Source organism: Pseudomonas sp. HMWF021 (genome assembly GCF_003061005.1).
Lineage (GTDB): Bacteria > Pseudomonadota > Gammaproteobacteria > Pseudomonadales > Pseudomonadaceae > Aquipseudomonas.
In genome coordinates this window covers 24,096-42,144 of sequence record NZ_QAIK01000119.1, presented here as the reverse complement: position 1 = coordinate 42,144, position 18,049 = coordinate 24,096, and the positions used below count along the sequence as shown (strand labels likewise).

Sequence of the window (18,049 nt, the reverse complement as noted above, 5' to 3'; positions counted from 1 at the left end):
CCCGCCGGTTCAATGGCGGGTTTTATAGACGTTACGCAGACTTGAAATCAATCGCGAAGATCCGACTCGTGAATCGGCTGATCACGATGGGTCGCGCGCTGATACTGCGCCGGCCACACCGCTTTGCGCCCGCCCAGATCATCGTCGGCGTGCAGCGGCCAGTACGGGTCACGCAGCAATTCGCGGGCGAGGAAAATGATGTCGGCCTGGCAAGTGCGCAAAATGTGCTCGGCCTGGGCCGGCTCGGTAATCATGCCGACGGTGCCGGTGGCGATGCCTGACTCCTTGCGTACCCGTTCGGCAAAGCGCGTCTGATAACCCGGTCCCACGGGAATCTCGGCGTTGGCCGCCGTGCCGCCGGACGACACATCGATCAGATCCGCCCCCAGCGCCTTGAGACGGCGCGCCAGTTCCACGGTTTCATCCGGGTTCCAGCCGTCTTCGACCCAATCGGTGGCCGACACCCGGACGAACACCGGCAGCTCTTGCGGCCAAACCTCACGCACGGCTTCGGTGACTTGCAGCACCAGGCGAATGCGGTTTTCGAACGAACCACCGTATTGATCGCGGCGTTGATTGCTCAACGGCGACAGGAACTGATGCAGCAGATAACCGTGGGCGGCATGCACCTCGACCACACTGAAACCCGCCGTCAATGCACGTTTGGCGGCGTCAACGAACGCCCGGATGACTTCCGCGATTTGCCCTTCATCGAGCTGTTTCGGTTGCGTGTGTTGTGGGTCGAAAGCAATTGGCGATGGTCCAACCGGGATCCAGCCGCCATCCTCCGGTTTGACACTGCCATGTTTGCCCAGCCAAGGGCGATGGGTGCTGGCCTTGCGCCCGGCGTGGGCCAGTTGAATCCCGGCGACAGCGCCCTGGGCGGTAATGAAACGAGTGATGCGTTGCAGCGGTTCGATCTGTTCGTCGTTCCACAAACCGAGGTCTTCGGCGGTGATGCGCCCGTCAGCGGTGACTGCCGTGGCCTCGGTGAAAATCAGGCCGGCGCCGCCGACAGCACGGCTGCCCAAGTGCACCAGATGCCAGTCGTTGGCCAGACCGTCGACGCTGGAGTATTGGCACATCGGCGAGACGGCGATGCGGTTGGGCAGGGTCAGTTGACGAAGGGTAAAGGGTTCGAGCAGCAGACTCATGGGGCACCTCTCAAATCAGTGGGCAGGCTCCAGGGTTCTGTTTGAAAAGTCGACGAGTGACAGGAAAAGGTGCAGCACCCGCCCCCGCGGGTAGAAAATTCGACAAGACGTCACAAGGCCAATCAAGCAGTGCTTAGAGCCTAGTCGACAACCGGGAATGAAGGAGGGTTCAGAGTGATTCAGTGTGTGAACGGGTGCTTTCGCGAGCAGGCTCGCTCCCACATTTTGGAATGCATATCCCTGTGGGAGCGAGCCTGCTCGCGAATGGCGTCAGCGCGGTTCGATGTGGGCAATCATCAGTTGCACCGTCTCGTTACCCCGAAACTCGTTAACGTCGAGCTTGTAAGCCAGTTCGACCCACTGAATAGTCGGATTCGGCCACACCTCGCGGTCGATACCAAAGGCAATGCCATCGAGCTTCACCGAGCCGCACTCGCTTTTCAGCACCACTTTGAGGTGCCGCTCACCGACCACTCGCTGCTCGATCAACTGGAACACGCCATGGAACAGCGGCTCCGGAAAGTGCTGGCCCCAAGGCCCTGCATGACGCAGGGCGCGGGCCAGTTCCAGATGGAATTCCTCGACCGCCAACGTGCCATCCGAGAGCATGCGCCCGGTCAGGTCTTCTTCGCGAAGTTGCCGACGCACTTCGGCATCGAAAGCCTCGGCGAACAGCGGAAAATTCTCTTGCGGCAAGGTCAGACCGGCCGCCATCGCGTGGCCACCGTACTTGGCGATCAGGTTCGGATGCTGCGCCGCCACCACACTCAGCGCATCGCGAATATGGAAACCCTGCACCGAACGTCCCGAGCCCTTGAGCAGGCCGTCACCGGCGTCGGCAAAGGCAATGGTCGGGCGGAAATAACGCTCTTTCATGCGCGAGGCAAGAATGCCGATCACACCCTGATGCCACTCGGGATCGAACAGGCACAGACCGAACGGCATCGATTCCACCGGCAAGTCCTTGAGCTGGGCCAGCGCCTCGCGCTGCATGCCCTGCTCGATGGATTTGCGGTCCTGATTCATGCCGTCCAGTTGCGCAGCCATTTCCCGCGCCAGATTGGCATCGGCGGTGAGCAGGCATTCGATACCCAGGCTCATGTCGTCCAGACGCCCCGCCGCATTCAGGCGCGGGCCAACGATAAAACCCAGATCGGTGGAGGTAATCCGCGCCGCATCACGCTTGGCGACTTCGAGAATCGCCTTGATCCCCGGCCGTGCGCGCCCGGCGCGAATCCGCTCGAGGCCCTGATGCACCAGAATCCGGTTGTTGGCGTCCAGCGGCACCACGTCGGCAACGCTGCCAAGCGCCACCAGATCCAGCAGTTCGCCGATGTTCGGCTGCGGTTTGCTCTCGTACCAGCCAAGGCTGCGCAGACGTGCACGCAAGGCCATCAACACGTAGAAAATCACCCCGACCCCGGCCAGCGCCTTGCTCGGAAACTCGCAGCCGGGCTGGTTCGGGTTGACCAGCGCATCGGCCGCCGGCAGTTCATCGCCGGGCAAGTGGTGGTCGGTGATCAAGACTTTCAGTCCTGCGCGCTTGGCGGCGGCCACGCCTTCGACGCTTGAGATGCCGTTGTCGACGGTGATCAGCAACTGCGGCTCGCGCGTCAGGGCGACTTCGACGATTTCCGGGGTCAGGCCATAGCCGTATTCGAAGCGGTTCGGCACCAGATAATCGACGTGCGCCGCGCCCAGCAGACGCAAGCCGAGCACGCCGACCGTGCTGGCCGTCGCGCCGTCGGCGTCGAAGTCGCCGACGATCAGAATCCGTTGACGCTGCTCCAGTGCCGTCACCAGCAGATCCACCGCCGCCTCGATGCCCTTGAGCTGCTGAAACGGAATCAGCCGCGCCAGACTTTTATCCAGCTCCGCTTCGGACTGCACGCCTCGCGCCGCGTACAACCGGGTCAACAGCGGTGGCAGGTCGCCGAGAAACGGCAGAGTCGCAGGCAACGGTCGAGGATCAATACGCATGGGGTAACGGAAACTTCTCTTGAATACGTGGGATAAATCAGCGGGCGGCGCGGGATCAGCCGCGCTCGCCTGCCAGCCATTCCAGTTGGACTTCGTGCTGACCACGGTCGTCGGTGACGAAAATGGTGCCTTCGCTGATCATCACGTCCCACTTGATGACGCGCGGCATGTCCTTGGCCAGGGTTTCCAGCACTTCCTGCGGCACGGCGGCGATGTTGACGTTTTTCAGGTTCTTCGCCACCGGTACGACCTTGCCTTCCCATACACGCAGGCTGCCATAGGCCAGCAGGCTGGTGCGCTCGGTGCGACGCGAGCACCAGGTCAGACGATCGGCGTCCGGCTGGCCGACTTCGATCCAGTGCAGAACGCGGTCATCCAGGCTCTTTTCCCACAGTGCAGGCTCATCCACGTCCGACAGACCACGGCCAAACGACAGCAGTTCGTTGTACCAGAGGGCGTAGGCCAGCAGCCGCATGGTCATGCGTTCTTCGGTTTCCGAAGGGTGACGGGCGATGGTCTGCTTGACGCTCTCGTAGACGCTGCGGTCGAGGTCGGTGAGGTTCAGTTCGAATTTGTATGTGGTAGACGGCTGGGCCATGAACGGGCTTCTTGATACGAGGAAAGTCGGCAAGTCTAACCGATGCGGTAGGCAATCATCGAATTGATGGCGATCAACCTGCGGCGTCTGACAGCCGGCTATGTTAAAACGCTGTATCCGCTCAGCCTTGTCCTACAGGATTCAGTATGCCGTTCGCCAACAAACCGCTCAGCGGTGTGAAAGTCATTGAATTGGGTACGTTGATTGCCGGGCCGTTTGCCTCGCGTATTTGCGGCGAGTTCGGTGCCGAAGTGATCAAGATCGAATCGCCCGACGGAGGTGATCCGCTGCGCAAGTGGCGCAAATTGTATGAAGGCACCTCGCTGTGGTGGTTTGTTCAAGCGCGCAACAAAAAATCGCTGACGCTGAACCTCAAACATCCCGATGGCCTGGCGATTCTGAAAAAGCTGCTGGGCGAGGCCGACATCCTGATCGAGAACTTTCGCCCCGGTGTACTGGAAAAACTCGGGCTGAGCTGGGAAACCCTGCACGCGCTGAACCCGAAACTGGTGATGGTGCGCCTCTCGGGCTTCGGTCAGACCGGGCCGATGAAGGATCAACCGGGCTTCGGTGCGGTCGGCGAATCCATGGGCGGCTTGCGCTACATCACCGGTTTCGATGACCGGCCGCCGGTGCGCACCGGGATTTCCATCGGTGACTCGATTGCCGCACTGTGGGGCGTGATTGGCGCGCTGATGGCGCTGCGTCATCGCGAGGTCAATGGCGGTGTCGGCCAGGTGGTCGATGTCGCGCTATACGAGGCGATTTTCGCCATGATGGAAAGCATGGTGCCGGAGTTCGACGTGTTCGGTTTCATCCGCGAGCGCACCGGCAACATCATGCCGGGCATCACGCCTTCATCAATCCACACCAGCGCCGACGGCAAACACGTGCAGATCGGCGCCAATGGCGACGCGATCTTCAAGCGCTTCATGCTGATCATCGGCCGCGAGGATCTGGCCAACGACCCGACGCTGGCGAGCAACGACGGGCGCGACAGTCGTCGTGACGAGTTGTATGGCGTAATCGACCGTTGGGTCAATTCGCTGCCGCTGCAAAGCGTGCTCGATTTGCTCAATCAGGCGGAAGTACCGGCCAGCCGGATCTTCAGCGCCGAAGACATGTTCAGCGACCCGCAGTACCTGGCCCGGGAAATGTTCCTGCAGGCGAAACTGCCGGACGGCAGACCTTTCAAGATGCCAGGCATCGTGCCGAAACTCTCTGAAACACCGGGCACTTCCGAATGGGTCGGGCCGCAGCTCGGTGAACACAATGCGCAGGTACTCCACGATCTTGGCTATGACGAACAGCAGATCGCTCGCTTGCGCGAAGACGGAGCCATCTAAGCTGAAACATTGGCAGACTTCGGACGCCAACCACGCCCACCACGGGTGGACGTGGCGGCTGTTCGGCCTGTTGTTTCTGCTGGCCCTGCCCGCTTGGGCTCAGGCGAAACCAACGCTGGTCTGGTTGCTGCGCGACCTGCCGCCGCTAACCATCTTCGAAGGCCCGAAAAAGGGTCAGGGCGTGATCGATCAACTGCTGCCGATGCTGATCGCCGGCATGCCGCAATACGAACACACGCTGATGCGGGTCAATCGCGCCCGGGGCATGCAGATGCTGCACGAACCGACCTTCACCTGCGACCCTTCGCTGATCTGGAGCAAGGAACGTACGCAATGGATCGCTTTCTCTGTCCCGGCGTTTCGCGCTGTCAGCAATGGGCTGGTGGTGCGTCAGAAAGATCGCGATGTGCTGATGCCTTATCTGGTCGACGGTGAAATCGATCTGACGGCATTTCTGGCCAAGGGTGGGAATAAGATCGGGGTGGTGGCAGAGCGAAGCTACGGCGAGTTTCTCGACAATCTCCTGAAGCAAGCCCCCGAAGGTGTACTGACACCGCATTACGGCAATGATGCTCTGAGCAGCCTGCTGTCAATGCAGCGTCTGGGGCGCTTGCAAGTGGTGCTGGGTTATTGGCCGGAAATCCGTTATCAGGCACGCCAGGCACAGATTCCCGACGATGAGTTGGTGTTCTATACGGTTCGAGGCACAGGCAAATATCTGTCCGGATATGTCGGATGTTCCGATACCCCTCAGGGACGTCAGGCGATCAGTGAGATCAACCAACTGCTGCGTACCCTGCCCCATGAGCAACTGGATCAGTCATATGCCCAATGGCTGGATCCCGAAATGCGCACGGATTACCTGCAACAGGCACGGATTTTTTTCGAACAGCAGGCCGCCCCGTAAAACCTGCGGGCAAAAAGAAACCCCGAGAAGTGGGGAGACGACTCGGGGTTAAACGTGGTCTACAAAAAGACCCGTAGCAGCAAGCGACAAGCACCGGAGCACAATGCTTGATCCTGCTGTTATGGGGTCTGACTGACGGGGATGCAGGAAGGTTCCCACAAAAAATATTTCATCTTTACAGTGCAGCGGGCCTGGCCAGCGCCGCATTGCGCAAAGCTGCGATCACACACGGCTCCAGGCGCCCTTCGGCGATCAAGACGTCGCGGTGCAAACCATCGACCACATCTGTCAGCAGGCGCTTGTCGGTCAACTGCGCCTGATTGAATTCGCGCTCGACCACGAGGGCACCGTTGCCGTTCTTCAAGGTCACCAGGCATTCGCCATGGGCACCACACGGAGTCAACGTCACCTGATACGGGCTCAGAGCCTCACCGAGCAATAGACTGATACTTTCCATCTCGATCTCCACTCAATAGTCCGAAAACATTGTGCCTGGGGCGTGTCCACAGTAAATGACCACCGGCCCGAGAAGAAAGTTCTGAATACCGGGCTCATCCTCCAGCAGTGACCGGTCTTTCAGAGCATGCACGGTGAAGATGACAGAAAAGCAACAGGTTGCTTCAGCCGGAAACAGTCGGCTGGACGGCTGTCAGGTAGCCGTCCAGCAAACCTCTCATCAGTATTGCCGAGACAGGCGTATTCAACCGCCCCAGCAGTTTCAACTCATGCGCCTGCAGCAACAGGTCAAGATCGGTCTGCACGCTATGCGCCACTGCTCCCAGAAGAATAAGGGCACGCGCTTCGCGTTGTACCGCCAGATGACGAATCAATGCCAAGCCGTCTCCACCCTTCAATTGCGGGTTGCAGATAGCGATATCGACGGCGCCACGATGGCCCAGCGACCCCAGGGCCGAGGACAGCGATGGCGCCGTCAGCACGTTGTAGATCCCGACGGCATTGAGCATCTGATGCAATGCCATCAGTTGAAACGGGTTGTGTTCAAGAATCAGGACCTTTAGCGAGCGCATGGGCGACCTCAGAAACGACGTTCGCGGACTCTCGCCGCTGTGGGCGTTAACTCTAGGTCAGTCGTCCTCAGCCTCCCATCGGAAAAGTAATTACTTCACATAGGAAATTTCCGATCTTCATTGCGAACATTTGCAGCCGTTTTCTGCCCGGCGTCGAGTGATGTCGGTCCAGCCTCCCAGCAGGCCGCGCAATTTTCCGTCGGCACCATAGAACGGCACAGTCCACTGGTAGATGTCCCTGTACCCCCCCTTGAACAACAACTGGCGTTTGTTGAACCGGGCCCTGCGCGTATGCAGTTGCACCATGAACTCATCGTGCAGCATGCGTGCTGATGCCTCAGGCAGCGCGTCGACTTCGAACAGCAGCCGCCCCTGCACCTGTTCCATGCGCACCGAAAGCGCCTCCTCATAGCTGCGATTGCACATCATCAGGCGACCTTGCAGATCCCGGACGAATATCGGATCAGGCATCGCGTCGATCAGTGCGTGCTGGAACGCAAGTTGATCGCCCAGTCCCTTTTCCGCTTCGCTGCGCTGCCTGATCACGGCAGACAGGCGACGGTTCCAAACCAGCGACAGCAGCCCGAAGACCCCGAACACTCCCATCGCCCAGCAGCCCCAGTCGATCAATCGCTCACGCCACGAAGACTCCGCTATCGGCGCAACCCCTTCCAGCCATTTCAGGCGAATAGCGCGCAATTCCGCAGCCGGGAATGCTTCCAGGGCCTTGTTGAGGATGCTCAGCAACTCTGGCAACCCTTTGCGCACCGCCAGATGATCGGCCTCCCATCGCCCCTCCACCAAAGCACCGACCTTGAGCAGGCCGGAGGGATACAACTGAGCACCGATTTCGTTTTCGATGGTGGCGTAAGCCTCTGCGCTTTCCACCAGTGCCCGCGCCTCGGCATAAGTTTTGACTGAACGGATTTCGATTGACGGATACTCGCGACGGATCACGTCTTCCAGCGCATGCCTTGCAGGCAACACCAGTACCCGCTTGACCAACTGGTCCAGCGACTGGATGGCCGGCTCGTCCTTGCGCCCGACGAATACCCAGCCAGCGCCTCCGAATGCATGACTGAAATCCAGAAAAGCCTTGCGCCTGTCGTTCATCGCCAGCGTCGTACTCACATCCGCCACTCCGCTTTGCAGTCGCTCAAGCATCTGATCGGTGGAGAAGGACTCTTCGTGCACAAACTGCAAGCCAGTCATGGCTGTGATGCGATTGAGTACATCGTTGTTCAAACCATTCCAGCGCCCGTGTTCGTCCTGAAACAGGTACAAGGGATATTGCACCGACGCCACGGTCACGCGGGGATTGTCGCGAATCCACTGTCGCTCCCGCTCATTCAGCGCGATCCTTTCGGCGTTCTGCGCCTGTTCATGCAGTACCAACTGGGCCGCCATGCCCCCACGACCCAATACACACAGGCACAACAACAGCAGCCAGCCCAAAGCTGGCCTTACTCCTTTTTCAAACAGCATTGCCACTTCCTTCGTGATCGACTCACCCGTATTTCATGGGTGAAAACCCGAGCAGTGTGGCAGCAGAAACAAAAAAGCCCGTCAGGAGACGGGCTTCAAAATGTGACAGCATTTTCGGCTTACAGCGGCTTGCCGCGGTTGCCATGCTGGCTGACAAAGGCTTGCACGGCTTTCAGTTCGTTTGGCAGAACGGTGCAGCGCTCGTTTCGTTCAAACAAATCAGAAAGATGTGCAGGTAGCTCGAGAGCTTTTCCTACACCGGCTTTCTCCACCGCATCCGGGAATTTCACCGGATGTGCAGTGCCCAGAATCACCATCGGGATGTCCAGGCTGCGACGGCATTCGCGGGCGGCCTTGACGCCGATGGCGGTGTGCGGATCCAGCACTTCGCCGCACTGTTCGTAAACTTCAGCAATGGTTTCGCAGGTTTGCGCGTCGTCAACGGCCAGCGAATCGAACAGTTTGCGGGCTTCGGTCCAGCGCTCTTGCTCGACGCTGAAACCGCCGCCCTGTCTGAACGAATCCATCAAACCGGCGATGGCCGCGCCATTGCGACCGTGAAGGTCGAACAGCAGGCGTTCGAAGTTCGACGAAACCATGATGTCCATCGACGGCGACAACGTCGCGTGCAGGGTTTCCTTGACGTACTGGTTGCCGCTCATGAAGCGGTGCAGGATGTCGTTGCGGTTGGTGGCGACGATCAACTGATTGATCGGCAGACCCATGTTGCGTGCCAGGTAACCGGCAAAGATATCGCCGAAGTTGCCGGTCGGCACCGAGAACGCCACCGAACGCGCCGGGCCGCCCAACTGCAAGGCCGCGTGGAAGTAGTAGACGATCTGGGCCATGATCCGCGCCCAGTTGATCGAGTTCACCGCTACCAGGCGCGTGCCCTTGAGGAAGCTCTGGTCGGCGAAACTGTTCTTGACCATTTCCTGGCAGTCATCGAAGTTGCCTTCGATGGCGATGTTGTGGATGTTCTCGCCGACAATCGTGGTCATCTGCCGACGCTGCACTTCGGACACGCGCTTGTGCGGGTGCAGGATGAAGATGTCGACGTTTTCGCAGTGCTTGCAGCCTTCGATGGCGGCCGAACCGGTGTCACCGGAGGTGGCGCCGACGATCACTACGCGCTCGCCGCGTTTTTCCAGCACGTAGTCGAGCAGACGACCGAGCAGTTGCAGGGCGAAGTCCTTGAACGCCAGGGTCGGGCCGTGGAACAGCTCCAATACCCATTCGTTGCCATTGAGCTGACGCAGCGGCGCAACGGCGCTGTGCGAGAACACACCGTAGGTTTCTTCGAGGATCTTCTTGAAATCGGCGTCCGGGATGCTGCCGGTGACAAACGGGCGCATGACCCGGAAAGCCAGCTCGTGATACGGCAGGCCGGCCCAGGAAGCGATTTCCTCCTGAGTGAAACGTGGCAGGTTTTCCGGGACGTACAGACCGCCGTCGGTGGCAAGACCTGCCAGCAGGACGTCTTCGAAATTCAGGGCCGGTGCCTGGCCGCGGGTACTGATGTAACGCATGACTGACTCCAATGGACAGTGTTCGCAATGCCGGACCCGCGCACGGGTCCGGGCAACGATGGCGACTTAGTTCAGGTGTTCGACGCGGATCCGTACAACCGGACCGTTGACGCCGGCCAAAGCTTCCAGAGCGGCAATCGCATCGTTCATGTGCTGTTCCAGCACGCGGTGGGTCAGCAGGATCATCGGCACCAGACCGTCGTGTTCCTCGACTTCCTTCTGCATGATCGACTCGATGTTGATGCCGCGCTCCGAGAGGATGCTCGCCACCTGAGCCAGGACGCCCGGATGATCCTTGGCCTGGATGCGCAGGTAGTAGGCGCTTTCGCAGGCTTCGATCGGCAGGATCGGGTGCGCCGACAGCGAGTCGGGCTGGAAGGCCAGGTGCGGTACGCGGTTTTCCGGGTCGGAGGTCATGGCGCGAACCACGTCCACCAGGTCGGCGATCACCGACGAAGCGGTCGGCTCCATACCGGCACCGGCGCCGTAGAACAGGGTCGAACCGGCAGCGTCACCGTTGACCATCACGGCGTTCATCACGCCGTTGACGTTGGCGATCAGACGATCAGCCGGGATCAGCGTCGGGTGTACACGCAACTCGATGCCGGCAGCGGTGCTGCGCGCCACGCCCAGGTGCTTGATGCGGTAGCCCAGCGCTTCGGCGTAGTTCACGTCAGCGGTGGTCAGCTTGGTGATGCCTTCGGTATAAGCCTTGTCGAACTGCAGCGGAACGCCGAACGCGATCGACGCCAGAATCGTCAGCTTGTGCGCCGCGTCGATGCCCTCGACGTCGAAGGTCGGATCGGCTTCGGCGTAGCCCAGCGCTTGCGCTTCGGCCAGCACGTCTTCGAAGGTACGACCCTTCTCGCGCATTTCGGTGAGGATGAAGTTACCGGTGCCGTTGATGATCCCGGCGACCCAGTTGATGCGGTTGGCGGACAGGCCTTCACGGATCGCCTTGATCACCGGAATACCACCGGCCACGGCCGCTTCGAACGCCACGATCACGCCTTTCTCGCGTGCCTTGGCGAAAATCTCATTACCGTGAACGGCAATCAGTGCCTTGTTCGCGGTGACCACATGCTTGCCATTCTCGATGGCCTTGAGTACCAGCTCGCGGGCAACGGTGTAGCCGCCCATCAGCTCTATGACGATGTCGATCTCAGGGTTCGTGGCCACTTCGAAGACATCGTTGGTAATCGCAATACCGGTCGTCTGGAACTGAGGCTTTGGCGTGCGCGTGGCAATTTGCGCCACTTCGATCCCACGCCCGGCACGACGAGCAATTTCCTCGGCGTTGCGCTGAAGTACGTTGAAGGTACCGCCACCGACGGTCCCTAACCCACAGATGCCTACTTTGACCGGATTCACTGTGAACTCCCCATGAAACGGCCGACGCAAGGTCGGCCGGAAAACAACCGCGTGCTCGCGGCTCTCTATTAATGGCCCGGCGATGCTGCTGCCGGCCCATGATCGCCACGGTTGACCGTGACGATACGAATTACTTGGCGCCCAGCGCCAGTTTGGCGACTTGTGGCGCCGGCTGGTAGCCCGGAATGACTTGTCCGTCAGCCAAAACGATGGCCGGTGTGCCGTTCACGCCGATCGACTGACCCAGAGCGAACTGCTTGGAAACCGGGTTCGCGCACTTGGCGGCCTTGATTTCCTTGCCATCGACCATTTTGTCCATGGCGGCTTTCTTGTCGGTCGAGCACCACACCGCTTGCAGTTGTTCATCACCCGGCGAGCCGAGGCCCTGACGCGGGAACGCCACGTAACGCACTTCGATGCCGCGCTTGTTCAGCTCAGGCACTTCGGCGTGCAGCTTGTGGCAGTACGGGCAGGTGGTGTCGGTGAACACGGTGATGTGCGATTTGGTCTCGCCCACGGCCGGATAAACCACGGTTTCGGCCACCGGAATGGCGTTGATCAGCTTGGAGATGCCCAGGCGTTCGGTTTTCTCGGTCAGGTTGACCGGTTTGCCGTCCTTGAGCTGGAACAGATAGCCCTGAACGATGTACTGGCCGTCGGCGCTGGCGTACAGCACGCGGCTGCCCTTGAGCTTGACTTCGTACATGCCCGGCAACGGGCTGGCGCTGATGCTTTCTACCGGAACCTCGAGTTCGAGTTTTTCCAGGCTTTGACGAATGGCTTTGTCGGCCGCGTCATCGGCGACGGCAAAGGTGCTGACCAACGCAATGGCTGCGGCGGCGAAAATCTGGGTCAGACGCATGAGAACTCCTGAAGGCGGACAAATGAAACGGTCAGAACGCCCGTGCCGGAGCACCGGGTCATAACCGTCCATCGTGCAAACCGGCAAAGCCTAACACATAAGGCTCGCATGGCCGAATGCGCCTGTCGCCACACATCACACCGCCCCTGTAGGAGCTGCCGAAGGCTGCGATCTTTTGACTTTGTTTTTGAAATCACAAGCAAGATCAAAAGATCGCAGCCTTCGGCAGCTCCTACAGGGGGCATCAGCCTCTTGGGTGGTGTTTGGCGTGCAGGTCCTGCAGACGGGCGCGGGCCACATGGGTGTAAATCTGCGTGGTTGACAGGTCACTGTGCCCCAGCAGCATCTGCACCACCCGCAGATCGGCGCCATGGTTGAGCAGGTGCGTGGCGAACGCATGACGCAAGGTGTGTGGCGACAGCGATTTGCCGATCCCGGCGACCTTGGCCCAATGCTTGATCCGGTGCCAGAACGTCTGGCGGGTCATCTGCTCGCCGCGCTGGCTGGGGAACAGCACATCGCTGGGGCGCCCGCCCAACAGTTCGCTGCGGCCATCACGCATGTAACGCTCGACCCAGACAATCGCCTCTTCGCCCATCGGCACCAGCCGCTCCTTGCTGCCCTTGCCCATCACCCGCAGCACGCCCTGACGCAGGTTGACCTGCTCCAGCGTCAGGCTGACCAGTTCGGTCACCCGCAGGCCGCAGGCATAAAGGACTTCAAGCATGGCGCGGTCACGCTGGCCGATGGCTTCGCTCAGATCCGGCGCCTTGAGCAGCGCTTCGACGTCAGCTTCCGACAACGACTTGGGCAACGGCCTACCCAGTTGCGGCATGTCGACGCGCAAGGTCGGATCGACGCTGATCAGCTTTTCCCGCAGCAGGTAGCGATAAAAGCCACGCACACCGGAAAGAAATCGGGCGGTGGAACGCGGCTTGTAGTTCTGCTCCAGGCGCCAGGCCAGATGATCGAGGATCAACTCGCGACCGGCATTGATCAGCTCGAGGTTTTTCTCCTGCAGCCAGCCGTTGAACAGCGCCAGATCGCTGCGGTAGGCACCGCGGGTATTGTCGGAAAGGCCCTTCTCCAGCCACAAGGCGTCGAGGAATTGGTCAATCAGTGGATGGTCGATGGCAGGCATGGGCGCTCAAGACACACAACCTCCGGGGCTGTGCGCAAATGTAGAGTGAACTGTGGGAATGGCCGCTAGTCTTTCATAGCCCGCTATTTCAAGGAACAGGGAGCTTCAATGAACGAGCAGCAAATTCTCTTGGCATTTGGCGGGATCGGCGCTGCTGCGCTGGGTTGCCAGTGGCTGGCGTGGCGTCTGAAGCTGCCAGCGATTCTGTTTCTGTTGCTGACCGGGATTTTGGCCGGCCCGGTACTCGGCTGGCTCGATCCACAGGAAATGTTCGGCCCGCTGCTGATGCCGCTGGTGTCGCTGGCGGTAGCGCTGATCCTGTTTGAGGGCAGTCTGACCCTGCATCTGTCCGAGTGGCGCGAGATCGGCAGCGTCGTGCACCGGCTGGTGACCCTCGGTGCCCTCACCACATGGGTAGTGATCGCGGTCGCAACCCACTTCCTGCTCGGCTTTGATTGGCTGCTGGCGATCCTGTTCGGCAGCCTGACGCTGGTGACCGGCCCAACAGTGATCGTGCCGATGCTGCGGGTGGTGCGACCGAAAGCCTCGATCGCGAACATCCTGCGCTGGGAAGGCATCGTCATCGACCCGATCGGCGCCCTGCTCGCGGTGGTGGTCTACAGCCTCATCATTGCCCGCGCCGAGGGCAACGGCCTCGAACAGAGCTTGCTGACCTTTGGCGGCGTGATTGTCTGCGGCAGCGTATTCGGGGTGGTCGGCGGCTGGGTGCTGGGCACCGTCATCCGGCGTCAGTGGCTGCCGGAATACCTGCATAACCTTGCCTCGCTGGCGGCCGTGCTGGGGATATTCATTGCGTCGAATCAGGTGATGCACGAGTCCGGCCTGCTGGCGGTGACGCTGATGGGCATGTGGCTGGCGAACATGAAGGGCGTGGATGTGCGGCACATTCTGCACTTCAAGGAAAACCTCAGCGTGCTGCTGATTTCCGGGCTGTTCATTCTGCTGGCGGCACGGCTGGATCTGCATGCCTTGATCAGCCTCGGGCCGTTGGTGCTGATTCTGTTGCTGGTGATTCAGTTGATCGCGCGCCCGCTGAACGTGTTGTTGAGCACGGCCGGCTCCAGCTTGAGCTGGCGAGAACGTGCTCTGCTGTGCTGGATCGCCCCGCGCGGGATCGTGGCGGCGGCGGTCTCGGCGATTTTCGCGATCCGTCTGGATCAGGCCGGACACGAAGGCGCGTTGCTGCTGGTTCCACTGACCTTCGCCGTGATCATCGGCACCGTGGTGCTGCAAAGCGCAACAGCCCGCCCCTTGGCGCGTTTGCTGAACGTGGCCGAACCGGCGCCGAGCGGCTTTCTGATTGTCGGCGCCAACGGCCCGGCGCGGCTGCTGGGCAAATCGTTGCAGCAACTGGGCAGCCGGGTGCTGCTGACCGATTCGAGTTGGGAAAACATTCGTGCGGCGCGCATGGAAGGTTTGCCGACGTATTTTGGCAATCCGGCTTCGCAGCATGCCGATGCACATCTGGATCTGGTGGGCTTGGGGCACTTGCTGGCGCTGTCGCCTTCAGGCGAGCTGAACACTTTGGCGGCCATGCGCTTTCGCCACGACTTTGGTCACCAGCGATTGTTCGGTCTGGCCAGCGGTCAGGAAAGCCGTCGCAGCGACAAGCACCGGGCGAGTCTTGAGCATCGTGGCAATCAGCTGGGGAGCGAGGCACTGACCTATGCCAAGCTCGCCAGCCTGATCAGCAGCGGCGCCGAGCTGTACAGTACAACGTTGACAGACGGGTTCGGCTGGGAGGATTACCAGGCATTGCATGGTAATCGGGCGACCTTGCTGTTCATGCGCGATGACAGTGGCTGGGTGCATGTGGTGACGCCGGAGACCGCTTTGAAACCGGGATCCGGGTGGACGTTGCTGGCGTTGATTCAGCCGGAGGCCAGCGGCGCCTGATAAATCGAATCGCGAGCAGGCTCACTCCTACAGTGTCCGCTTCGTACATAAAGGTGCGAACGACACAGACACTGTAGGAGCGAGCCTGCTCGCGATAGCCGCGACTCGGTTCCGGGTCAGGCAGGAAATCCGGGCAGCACCGGCACCGGCCGCTTGTCATCATCGATGGCGACAAAGCTGAACTGCCCATGAATCGCCTTCTCACGCCCATCACAGCTCATGCTTTCCACGAACACTTCCACCTCGACCTTAAGGCTGGTGTTGCCGACTTTGATCACTTTGCCGACCAGCTCGACGATCGAACCGGCCGGGATCGCGTGATTGAAGTCGATGCGATCAGTGGACACCGTTACCAGCGGCAAGCGGCAGAAACGCGTGGCGGTGATGAACGACACTTCGTCCATCCATGCCAGGGCGGTGCCGCCGAACAGGGTGTTGTGGTGGTTGGTGGTCGGCGGGAAGACGGCTTTGGTTACGCGGGTTACCGAGAGTTCGGTGCGGCGCTGGATTTCCTGGTCGCGGGTGGTCATGGGTTATTGCTCGTAAATCGCGGGCTTCCGAATTGAAAGCAAGATCAAAAGATCGCAGCCTTCGGCAGCTCCTACAGGGGGGCGGGTGGAATTGCGGGCAACAAAAAAGCAGCCCGTAGGCTGCTTTTTTCTGCATCGGAAGCTGGACTTAAGCCAGTTTTTCCTTGATGCGAGCTGCTTTACCCGACAGGTCGCGCAGGTAGTACAGCTTGGCTTTACGTACGTCACCGCGACGTTTGACAGCCATGCTGTCGATCTGCGGGGAGTAGGTCTGGAAAGTACGTTCTACGCCAACACCGTTGGAGATTTTACGAACGGTGAACGCACTATTCACGCCGCGGTTGCGCTTGGCGATTACAACGCCTTCGAACGCTTGCAGACGGGAACGATCGCCTTCCTTCACTTTCACCTGAACGACAATGGTGTCGCCCGGGGCAAAGGTAGGGATTTCTTTGGTCATCTGCTCTGCTTCGAGTGCAAGGATGATTTTGTTGGTCATGCTGTGCTCCTAAGGTAAATCAACTGATCTACCATCGATACGTTGTTAACTATCGTCCCGCTCGCGGATGTATTCCTCGAGCAGCTTCTTCTCTTCTCCAGAAAGCGAGCGGCTTTCCAGAAGATCGGCGCGTCGTTCATAGGTCCTACCAAGGGACTGCTGTAAACGCCAACGCCGGATATGCGCGTGATTGCCACTCAGCAACACGTCGGGAACACGCTGATCCGCATACACCTCAGGTCGGGTGTAGTGCGGGCAATCCAGCAGACCATCCGTAAAGGAATCTTCCTCAGCGGAATCCGCATGCCCTAAAGCTCCGGGCAGCAGTCGTGTAACCGCATCGATCATGACCATGGCCGGCAGCTCGCCGCCAGACAGTACATAGTCACCAATCGACCACTCTTCATCGACATGAGCCTCAATAAAGCGCTCGTCAATGCCTTCATAGCGGCCGGCAATCAGGATCAATGCATCCGATTGTGCCAACTCGCGTACCGCCGACTGAGTCAGTTGACGGCCTTGGGGGGACAGGTAAATCACCTTCGCCGCCTCCCCGGCTGCTGCCTTGGCCTGAACCAGAGCATCTTCCAGGGGCTTGATCTTCATCACCATGCCCGGACCACCGCCAAACGGGCGATCGTCCACAGTGTGATGCCGATCCGTCGTGTAATCCCGCGGATTCCAACAGGTCAGCTGCAACAGCCCCTGTTTGACCGCACGACTGGTAATGCCGTACTCACTGATGGCCGAGAACATCTCGGGGAACAACGTTATGACGTCTACGCGCAGGCTGGCCATTGCTTAGAAGTCCGCGTCCCATTCCACCCGCATCACGCCTGCATCCAGATCGATTGTCAGCACGCATTGCTCCGTATAGGGCAACAACCGCTCACGATCATCCAGGCTGCCCGCGCAGGGCTTGACCACCAATACATCGTTCGCGCCGGTCTCCAACAGGTGATCAACCTTGCCGAACAATTGCTCGTCCTGGTTGATGACGCTCAGACCCTGCAACTGGTACCAGTAGTACTCGTCGCCTGTCAGGTTGGGCAAAAGGCTTCGCGAGATGCAAATCTCGTAACCGCTCAGAAGACGGGCTTCATCGCGATCGTCGAGGCCTTTGAGCTTGGCAACCAGATCCTTTTGAGTGGATCGGCCGCTGACCAGCTCGACCTGTTTCACCACGCCTTCGCGCCGAAGCGTCCAGTTGCGGTAGTCCAACAGGTTTTCAATCGGATCGGTAAAGGAAAAGACCTTCACCTCGCCGCGAACGCCGTGAACCGAAAAAATCTTGCCGACAACGATCAGGTCATCAGCTTTTTCTGGCGTCGCGCTCATACTGCTCAGGCTGCAGCCTTGGCAGATTCCTTCAGCAACTGAGCAACACGCTCAGAAGGCTGTGCACCAACGCTCAGCCAGTAGGCTACGCGCTCTTGGTTCACGGACAGACGGATTTCCTGACCACGGGCAACAGGGTTGAAGAAGCCAACCTGTTCTTTGTGGGAGCCGTCACGCGGGTTACGCGAGTCGGTTACGGTCAGGTGGTAAAACGGGCGCTTTTTGGAGCCGCCAAGGGCAAGACGGATTGTTAGCATGTGAACATCGTTCCTGTAGTCGGTGCTGCAAATCTAAATGCACAGCGGGCATGGGTGCCCGAAAGGCTGCATATTCTAAGGAATATCCGGACTTTTGCAAATGACTT

General features: G+C 59.8%; 18 protein-coding genes. 3 read left to right on the top strand and 15 right to left on the bottom strand.

Annotated features, from left to right (window positions below):
• Positions 1-47 precede the first annotated feature (47 nt).
• From DBR18_RS16035 to DBR18_RS16025, 3 genes are all read right to left on the bottom strand, one after another.
• Positions 48-1,154 carry an NADH:flavin oxidoreductase/NADH oxidase gene (locus tag DBR18_RS16035; RefSeq protein ID WP_108591047.1) on the bottom strand — a complete coding sequence of 369 codons (1,107 nt, stop codon included), beginning with the start codon at positions 1,152-1,154 and terminating at the stop codon, positions 48-50.
• A gap of 270 nt (positions 1,155-1,424) precedes the next feature.
• Positions 1,425-3,134 carry a single-stranded-DNA-specific exonuclease RecJ gene (gene recJ, locus DBR18_RS16030; RefSeq protein ID WP_108591046.1) on the bottom strand — a complete coding sequence of 570 codons (1,710 nt, stop codon included), beginning with the start codon at positions 3,132-3,134 and terminating at the stop codon, positions 1,425-1,427.
• Between the two features lie 55 nt (positions 3,135-3,189).
• Complete coding sequence (locus DBR18_RS16025; RefSeq protein WP_108591045.1) at positions 3,190-3,732, bottom strand: YaeQ family protein; 543 nt, start codon at positions 3,730-3,732, stop codon at positions 3,190-3,192.
• Positions 3,733-3,878: 146 nt separating this feature from the next.
• On the opposite strand from DBR18_RS16025, the gene DBR18_RS16020 reads away from it, so the two are divergent.
• Positions 3,879-5,078: a CaiB/BaiF CoA-transferase family protein gene (locus DBR18_RS16020; RefSeq protein ID WP_108591044.1), complete on the top strand. Its 1,200-nt coding sequence runs from the start codon at positions 3,879-3,881 to the stop codon at positions 5,076-5,078.
• Positions 5,032-5,985 (top strand): TIGR02285 family protein, encoded by a 954-nt coding sequence (locus tag DBR18_RS16015; RefSeq protein ID WP_108591043.1) that lies wholly within the window; start codon positions 5,032-5,034, stop codon positions 5,983-5,985. Before DBR18_RS16020 ends, DBR18_RS16015 begins: the two co-directional genes overlap by 47 nt.
• 175 nt (positions 5,986-6,160) lie before the next feature.
• On the opposite strand, the gene DBR18_RS16010 is transcribed toward DBR18_RS16015, so the two are convergent.
• The 7 genes from DBR18_RS16010 to xerD form a co-directional block, all read right to left on the bottom strand.
• Positions 6,161-6,442, bottom strand: a complete 282-nt coding sequence (locus DBR18_RS16010) for a DUF3509 domain-containing protein (protein ID WP_108591042.1) — start codon at positions 6,440-6,442, stop codon at positions 6,161-6,163.
• Between the two features lie 163 nt (positions 6,443-6,605).
• Entirely contained in the window at positions 6,606-7,013 is a 408-nt protein-coding gene (locus DBR18_RS16005; RefSeq protein WP_108591041.1) for a response regulator, read from the bottom strand.
• A 117-nt stretch (positions 7,014-7,130) separates the two neighbouring features.
• Positions 7,131-8,498 carry a transporter substrate-binding domain-containing protein gene (locus DBR18_RS16000; RefSeq protein WP_108591040.1) on the bottom strand — a complete coding sequence of 456 codons (1,368 nt, stop codon included), beginning with the start codon at positions 8,496-8,498 and terminating at the stop codon, positions 7,131-7,133.
• A 119-nt stretch (positions 8,499-8,617) separates the two neighbouring features.
• The gene (gene thrC, locus DBR18_RS15995; RefSeq protein ID WP_108591039.1) at positions 8,618-10,027 is read right to left on the bottom strand and encodes a threonine synthase; all 1,410 of its coding nucleotides are present in this window, start codon (positions 10,025-10,027) and stop codon (positions 8,618-8,620) included.
• A gap of 66 nt (positions 10,028-10,093) precedes the next feature.
• Positions 10,094-11,398 (bottom strand): homoserine dehydrogenase, encoded by a 1,305-nt coding sequence (locus tag DBR18_RS15990; protein WP_108591038.1) that lies wholly within the window; start codon positions 11,396-11,398, stop codon positions 10,094-10,096.
• Positions 11,399-11,528: 130 nt separating this feature from the next.
• Complete coding sequence (gene dsbC, locus DBR18_RS15985; protein WP_007967782.1) at positions 11,529-12,260, bottom strand: bifunctional protein-disulfide isomerase/oxidoreductase DsbC; 732 nt, start codon at positions 12,258-12,260, stop codon at positions 11,529-11,531.
• 244 nt (positions 12,261-12,504) lie between these two features.
• Positions 12,505-13,401, bottom strand: a complete 897-nt coding sequence (xerD, locus tag DBR18_RS15980; RefSeq protein WP_108591037.1) for a site-specific tyrosine recombinase XerD — start codon at positions 13,399-13,401, stop codon at positions 12,505-12,507.
• A gap of 108 nt (positions 13,402-13,509) precedes the next feature.
• On the opposite strand from xerD, the gene DBR18_RS15975 reads away from it, so the two are divergent.
• Positions 13,510-15,318, top strand: coding sequence for a sodium:proton antiporter (locus tag DBR18_RS15975; protein ID WP_108591036.1), 1,809 nt, complete (start codon positions 13,510-13,512; stop codon positions 15,316-15,318).
• Positions 15,319-15,434: 116 nt separating this feature from the next.
• On the opposite strand, the gene DBR18_RS15970 is transcribed toward DBR18_RS15975, so the two are convergent.
• From DBR18_RS15970 to rpsP, 5 genes are all read right to left on the bottom strand, one after another.
• Positions 15,435-15,848, bottom strand: a complete 414-nt coding sequence (locus tag DBR18_RS15970; protein WP_108591035.1) for an acyl-CoA thioesterase — start codon at positions 15,846-15,848, stop codon at positions 15,435-15,437.
• A gap of 148 nt (positions 15,849-15,996) precedes the next feature.
• The gene (rplS, locus tag DBR18_RS15965; RefSeq protein WP_003175895.1) at positions 15,997-16,347 is read right to left on the bottom strand and encodes a 50S ribosomal protein L19; all 351 of its coding nucleotides are present in this window, start codon (positions 16,345-16,347) and stop codon (positions 15,997-15,999) included.
• 45 nt (positions 16,348-16,392) lie between these two features.
• The gene (gene trmD / locus DBR18_RS15960; protein ID WP_108591034.1) at positions 16,393-17,145 is read right to left on the bottom strand and encodes a tRNA (guanosine(37)-N1)-methyltransferase TrmD; all 753 of its coding nucleotides are present in this window, start codon (positions 17,143-17,145) and stop codon (positions 16,393-16,395) included.
• Positions 17,146-17,148: 3 nt separating this feature from the next.
• Complete coding sequence (rimM, locus tag DBR18_RS15955; protein ID WP_047292745.1) at positions 17,149-17,685, bottom strand: ribosome maturation factor RimM; 537 nt, start codon at positions 17,683-17,685, stop codon at positions 17,149-17,151.
• 5 nt (positions 17,686-17,690) lie between these two features.
• The gene (gene rpsP / locus DBR18_RS15950) at positions 17,691-17,942 is read right to left on the bottom strand and encodes a 30S ribosomal protein S16 (RefSeq protein WP_003185073.1); all 252 of its coding nucleotides are present in this window, start codon (positions 17,940-17,942) and stop codon (positions 17,691-17,693) included.
• Between the last annotated feature and the right edge of the window lie 107 nt (positions 17,943-18,049).